At 50.4% G+C, this 5753-nt stretch carries 1 tRNA gene and 5 rRNA genes; all 6 read right to left on the bottom strand.

Annotated elements, in window-relative coordinates:
* Nucleotides 1-116 (bottom strand): 5S ribosomal RNA (rrf, locus tag AACQ42_RS16880).
* Nucleotides 117-203: 87 nt separating this feature from the next.
* A 23S ribosomal RNA gene (locus AACQ42_RS16885) occupies nucleotides 204-3095 on the bottom strand.
* Between the two features lie 266 nt (nucleotides 3096-3361).
* A tRNA-Ile gene (locus AACQ42_RS16890) sits at nucleotides 3362-3438 on the bottom strand.
* Nucleotides 3439-3503: 65 nt separating this feature from the next.
* Nucleotides 3504-5048, bottom strand: a 16S ribosomal RNA gene (locus AACQ42_RS16895).
* 366 nt (nucleotides 5049-5414) lie between these two features.
* Nucleotides 5415-5530: ribosomal RNA gene (gene rrf, locus AACQ42_RS16900) — 5S ribosomal RNA — on the bottom strand.
* A gap of 87 nt (nucleotides 5531-5617) precedes the next feature.
* Nucleotides 5618-5753: ribosomal RNA gene (locus AACQ42_RS16905) — 23S ribosomal RNA — on the bottom strand; the annotation flags it as partial.

Here is a 5753-nt window from a genome sequence, read left to right on the forward strand (position 1 = left end):
GCCTGGCGATGTCCTACTCTCACATGGGGAGACCCCACACTACCATCGGCGCTGTTGTGTTTCACTTCTGAGTTCGGCATGGAATCAGGTGGGTCCACAACGCTATGGTCGCCAAGCAAATTTCTTAATTCGGAAAGCTGCTTCGTTCTCATTCACACATTCAATGTTCTTCAATTGAGCCCACAAAACCCCTTCGGTGTTGTATGGTTAAGCCTCACGGGCAATTAGTATTGGTTAGCTCAACGCCTCGCAGCGCTTACACACCCAACCTATCAACGTTCTAGTCTCGAACAACCCTTTAGGACACTTAAAGTGCCAGGGAAGACTCATCTCAGGGCTCGCTTCGCGCTTAGATGCTTTCAGCGCTTATCAATTCCGAACTTAGCTACCGGGCAATGCCATTGGCATGACAACCCGAACACCAGCGGTTCGTCCACTCCGGTCCTCTCGTACTAGGAGCAGCCCCCTTCAATCTTCCAACGCCCACGGCAGATAGGGACCGAACTGTCTCACGACGTTCTAAACCCAGCTCGCGTACCACTTTAAATGGCGAACAGCCATACCCTTGGGACCGACTTCAGCCCCAGGATGTGATGAGCCGACATCGAGGTGCCAAACACCGCCGTCGATATGAACTCTTGGGCGGTATCAGCCTGTTATCCCCGGAGTACCTTTTATCCGTTGAGCGATGGCCCTTCCATTCAGAACCACCGGATCACTATGACCTACTTTCGTACCTGCTCGAACCGTCATTCTCGCAGTTAAGCGGGCTTATGCCATTGCACTAACCTCACGATGTCCAACCGTGATTAGCCCACCTTCGTGCTCCTCCGTTACTCTTTGGGAGGAGACCGCCCCAGTCAAACTACCCACCAGGCACTGTCCGCAACCCCGATGAGGGGCCTACGTTAGAACATCAAAACGACAAGGGTGGTATTTCAAGGTCGACTCCACGCAATCTAGCGACTGCGCTTCTAAGTCTCCCACCTATCCTACACATGTAGGTTCAATGTTCAGTGCCAAGCTGTAGTAAAGGTTCACGGGGTCTTTCCGTCTAGCCGCGGGTACACTGCATCTTCACAGCGATTTCAATTTCACTGAGTCTCGGGTGGAGACAGCGTGGCCATCATTACGCCATTCGTGCAGGTCGGAACTTACCCGACAAGGAATTTCGCTACCTTAGGACCGTTATAGTTACGGCCGCCGTTTACCGGGGCTTCGATCAAGAGCTTCGACCTAAGTCTAACCCCATCAATTAACCTTCCGGCACCGGGCAGGCGTCACACCGTATACGTCATCTTGCGATTTTGCACAGTGCTGTGTTTTTAATAAACAGTTGCAGCCACCTGGTATCTGCGACTCTCGTCAGCTCCATCCGCGAGGGACTTCACCAATAAGAGCGTACCTTCTCCCGAAGTTACGGTACCATTTTGCCTAGTTCCTTCACCCGAGTTCTCTCAAGCGCCTTGGTATTCTCTACCCGACCACCTGTGTCGGTTTGGGGTACGATTGCTTATAATCTGAAGCTTAGAGGCTTTTCCTGGAAGCAGGGCATCAATGACTTCACTGCCGTAGCAGCTCGACGTCGTGTCTCAGCCTAACAAGAAACCGGATTTACCTAGTCTCTTAGCCTACGCACTTGAACCAGGACAACCGTCGCCTGGCCCACCTAGCCTTCTCCGTCCCCCCATCGCAATTATAAGCAGTACGGGAATATTAACCCGTTTCCCATCGACTACGCTTTTCAGCCTCGCCTTAGGGGTCGACTTACCCTGCCCCGATTAACGTTGGACAGGAACCCTTGGTCTTCCGGCGGGGAGGTTTTTCACCCCCCTTATCGTTACTCATGTCAGCATTCGCACTTCTGATACCTCCAGCATGCTTTACAACACACCTTCAACGGCTTACAGAACGCTCCCCTACCCAATACAGTAAACTGTATTGCCGCAGCTTCGGTTTACTACTTAGCCCCGTTACATCTTCCGCGCAGGCCGACTCGACCAGTGAGCTATTACGCTTTCTTTAAATGATGGCTGCTTCTAAGCCAACATCCTGGCTGTCTGAGCCTTCCCACATCGTTTCCCACTTAGTAGTAATTTGGGACCTTAGCTGGCGGTCTGGGTTGTTTCCCTCTCCACGACGGACGTTAGCACCCGCCGTGTGTCTCCCGGATAGTACTTACTGGTATTCGGAGTTTGCAAAGGGTTGGTAAGTCGGGATGACCCCCTAGCCTTAACAGTGCTCTACCCCCAGTAGTATTCGTCCGAGGCGCTACCTAAATAGCTTTCGGGGAGAACCAGCTATCTCCGAGTTTGATTGGCCTTTCACCCCTAGCCACAAGTCATCCGCTAATTTTTCAACATTAGTCGGTTCGGTCCTCCAGTTGATGTTACTCAACCTTCAACCTGCCCATGGCTAGATCACCCGGTTTCGGGTCTATATCCAGAGACTAAAGCGCCCAGTTAAGACTCGGTTTCCCTACGGCTCCCCTATTCGGTTAACCTTGCCACTGAATATAAGTCGCTGACCCATTATACAAAAGGTACGCAGTCACAGGACAAAGCCTGCTCCTACTGCTTGTACGTACACGGTTTCAGGTTCTATTTCACTCCCCTCACAGGGGTTCTTTTCGCCTTTCCCTCACGGTACTGGTTCACTATCGGTCAGTCAGTAGTATTTAGCCTTGGAGGATGGTCCCCCCATGTTCAGACAGGATAACACGTGTCCCGCCTTACTCGATTTCACTTATAATGATGGAACAGTTACGGGGCTATCACCCTTTATTGCGCCACTTTCCAGAGGCTTCACCTGCATCATTAAAAGCTTAAGGGCTAGTCCAATTTCGCTCGCCGCTACTTTCGGAATCTCTGTTGATTTCTTCTCCTCGGGGTACTTAGATGTTTCAGTTCCCCCGGTTTGCCTCCTTACCCTATGTATTCAGGTAAGGATACGTGCTTATGCACGTGGGTTTCCCCATTCGGAAATCGTAGACTCAAGTGGCTGTTACTGCCTAATCTACGCTTATCGCAAGTTACTACGTCCTTCATCGCCTCTGACTGCCAAGGCATCCACCGTGTACGCTTAGTCACTTAACCATACAACCCGAAGAAGTTTCGTGTTGCAGACAAGTCACCAAGGTTGTCTCTCATTATTTGAATGAGCGAGAGACGTTTGATTTTGCCGGACTCAATTTTGAAAACTTACCGTAGTAAGCTTTCCCAAGAACACTTGAATGTGTTTGGTATCAATACGTTTAACGCATTGATGTTGAGAACTTTTATTTGATAACAACAAACACGTTCGTTGTTATCAGTCAGCTTTCCAAATTGTTAAAGAGCNCCAATCTTCTGGGAGGAAGAATTGGTGGGTCTGAGTGGACTTGAACCACCGACCTCTCGCTTATCAGGCGAACGCTCTAACCACCTGAGCTACAGACCCAGCATCGTCTCTTAAACTGTATAAACCATCAATCTGTGTGGACACTCATCAGTGTAATCTTCGTATAAGGAGGTGATCCAGCGCCAGGTTCCCCTAGCGCTACCTTGTTACGACTTCACCCCAGTCATGAACCACAAAGTGGTGAGCGTCCTCCCCGAAAGGTTAAACTACCCACTTCTTTTGCAGCCCACTCCCATGGTGTGACGGGCGGTGTGTACAAGGCCCGGGAACGTATTCACCGTAGCATTCTGATCTACGATTACTAGCGATTCCGACTTCATGGAGTCGAGTTGCAGACTCCAATCCGGACTACGACGCACTTTTTGGGATTCGCTCACTATCGCTAGCTTGCTGCCCTCTGTATGCGCCATTGTAGCACGTGTGTAGCCCTACTCGTAAGGGCCATGATGACTTGACGTCGTCCCCACCTTCCTCCGGTTTATCACCGGCAGTCTCCCTGGAGTTCCCACCATTACGTGCTGGCAAACAAGGATAAGGGTTGCGCTCGTTGCGGGACTTAACCCAACATTTCACAACACGAGCTGACGACAGCCATGCAGCACCTGTCTTACAGTTCCCGAAGGCACTCCCGCGTCTCCGCAGGATCCTGTAGATGTCAAGAGTAGGTAAGGTTCTTCGCGTTGCATCGAATTAAACCACATGCTCCACCGCTTGTGCGGGCCCCCGTCAATTCATTTGAGTTTTAATCTTGCGACCGTACTCCCCAGGCGGTCTACTTAACGCGTTAGCTCCGAAAGCCACGGCTCAAGGCCACAACCTCCAAGTAGACATCGTTTACGGCGTGGACTACCAGGGTATCTAATCCTGTTTGCTCCCCACGCTTTCGCATCTGAGTGTCAGTATCTGTCCAGGGGGCCGCCTTCGCCACCGGTATTCCTTCAGATCTCTACGCATTTCACCGCTACACCTGAAATTCTACCCCCCTCTACAGTACTCTAGTGAACCAGTTTCAAATGCGGTTCCGAGGTTGAGCCCCGGGCTTTCACATCTGACTTAATCCACCACCTGCATGCGCTTTACGCCCAGTAATTCCGATTAACGCTCGCACCCTCCGTATTACCGCGGCTGCTGGCACGGAGTTAGCCGGTGCTTCTTCTGTCGCTAACGTCAAATGATGCTGCTATTAACAACACCACCTTCCTCACGACTGAAAGTACTTTACAACCCGAAGGCCTTCTTCATACACGCGGCATGGCTGCATCAGGCTTGCGCCCATTGTGCAATATTCCCCACTGCTGCCTCCCGTAGGAGTCTGGACCGTGTCTCAGTTCCAGTGTGGCTGATCATCCTCTCAGACCAGCTAGGGATCGTCGCCTTGGTGAGCCATTACCTCACCAACTAGCTAATCCCACCTAGGCATATCCTGACGCGAGAGGCCCGAAGGTCCCCCTCTTTGGCCCGTAGGCATCATGCGGTATTAGCCATCGTTTCCAATGGTTATCCCCCACATCAGGGCAATTTCCTAGGCATTACTCACCCGTCCGCCGCTCGCCACCCAAGGAACAAGTTCCTCTGTGCTGCCGCTCGACTTGCATGTGTTAGGCCTGCCGCCAGCGTTCAATCTGAGCCATGATCAAACTCTTCAATTAAAGTTTTGTTGGTCCTAAGACCGGCTCAATGAATACTGACTTCAAAACTGCTCTTACTCGAAAGTAAAAAGTAATTTTAAAGCTATTGTTGTTCCAACAGAACAACAATGAATTGACTGTGCCAAAATCAAGTAAACTTGATTCTGATTGGTCACTCAGTTCATTGATAAATCTTTTTTGATTATCATCAACGAGTGCCCACACAGATTGATAGGTTTATATTGTTAAAGAGCTTTGCTTTCAGTGCCTTAACACTTAAGCAGGACGCGTATAATACGCTTTCCGCTTCGAAAGTCAACATAAAACTCTCACTTTTTCATGAGAATATTATGGTGACTCGTCTCACTGAGACCAGTCGGAATTTAAGCCTGGCGATGTCCTACTCTCACATGGGGAGACCCCACACTACCATCGGCGCTGTTGTGTTTCACTTCTGAGTTCGGCATGGAATCAGGTGGGTCCACAACGCTATGGTCGCCAAGCAAATTTCTTAATTCGGAAAGCTGCTTCGTTCTCATTCACACATTCAATGTTCTTCAATTGAGCCCACAAAACCCCTTCGGTGTTGTATGGTTAAGCCTCACGGGCAATTAGTATTGGTTAGCTCAACGCCTCGCAGCGCTTACACACCCAACCTATCAACGTTCTAGTCTCGAACAACCCTTTAGGACACTTAAAGTGCCAGGGAAGACTCATCTCAGGGCT

The organism is Vibrio sp. V12_P9A6T4 (assembly GCF_963874835.1).
GTDB lineage: Bacteria > Pseudomonadota > Gammaproteobacteria > Enterobacterales > Vibrionaceae > Vibrio > Vibrio anguillarum.